The 1,234-nt window shown below is 59.9% G+C and carries 2 pseudogenes; one reads left to right on the top strand and one right to left on the bottom strand.

From position 1 onward, the window contains the following. Positions 1-266 (bottom strand): annotated as a pseudogene (locus tag VZ95_RS14280) (hypothetical protein); the annotation flags it as partial. Between the two features lie 201 nt (positions 267-467). Between VZ95_RS14280 and VZ95_RS14285 the strand changes: the two are divergent. Beyond that, positions 468-1,234 (top strand): annotated as a pseudogene (locus tag VZ95_RS14285) (class I poly(R)-hydroxyalkanoic acid synthase); the annotation flags it as partial.

Raw genomic sequence — 1,234 nt, forward strand, 5'->3', positions numbered from 1 at the left:
CGGCGGATGGGATCGGCGCTATAGCGGGCATTGTCGCGGTCCGCCGCCAAACCCTCGCGCGCCACTTGCCGTTCAGGCGCGTCGGAGCGCGGCGCAGGCCGGGCCGGGACCGTGCCGAGGTTCGGATAGGTGCCATCATCCGCCGTTTTGGTATTGGTAAACAGCCCCAGGTCGCTACACCCGCCGAGCAACAGCGCGAGCATGGATACCGACAGCAGGCGGCCCACGCCGCGCGTGTTCCCAACTCGCTCAAACCGCTGTGTCATGCATTCCCCCGCTGTGAACCGACCTTAACGCTTTCCGGCTGCGACCGCCTCCCATCCGTGGTATCCAGAGGAAGACGCGTCACGCGCCGACAGAACACGCAAAATACGCTCTCCTGGCAAGCAAAACCAGGGCGAGCGGTCTTTTGTTGGTATCGATAAAAAAAAGCGCGCACAAAGCGCAATTAGGGAGGGAGGACCGCAATGACCCAAAACCAAACAACCCCCAACCAATCGGCAAATAACGACGCGCCCACGGTAGCCCTGCCCGATCCTGCCGAATGGTCGCGCGTAATGGGCGATATCGCCGAGCGCAGTCACCATATCATTGCGGACTTTATGGAGCGGCATAAGGACGACCCGCTGACGATGGATACGGGCACGCCGACCTCCATCGCTACGGCCTTCCTAGAGATGACGACGCGGCTGATGACCGATCCCAGCCGGATTCTTCAAGCGCAAGTGGAGCTCTGGGGCGACTATGTGAACCTCTGGCAGAGCGCCGCGCGCCGCTGGATGGGGGAAGATTCGCAGCCGGTGGTCACGCCGAACCGCGACGATAAGCGCTTCAAAGATTCCGCCTGGAACGAAAATGTTCTGTTCGATTACATCAAGCAATCCTACCTGCTCACGGCGCGCTGGATGCAGAATCAGGTGAAACAGGTGGAGGGGCTCGATCCGAAAGCTGCGCAGAAGGTGGATTTTTACACGCGCCAATTCGTCGATGCGATGGCCCCGTCGAATTTTCTGCTGACCAACCCGGAAGTGCTGCGCAAAACGCTGGAAACCGGCGGCGAAAACCTGCTGCACGGCTTGCAGAACCTCGTCGAGGATCTCGAAAAGGGCAATGGCGAGCTGCGAATCTCGATGACCGATACCGAAGCCTTCGACGTGGGCCGCAATATCGTGCTCTCCCCCGGTGCGGTGGTGTTTCGCAATGATTTGATCGAGCTTATTCAATATTCGCCGAG

It is taken from the genome of Elstera litoralis (assembly GCF_000963705.1).
Classification (GTDB): domain Bacteria; phylum Pseudomonadota; class Alphaproteobacteria; order Elsterales; family Elsteraceae; genus Elstera; species Elstera litoralis.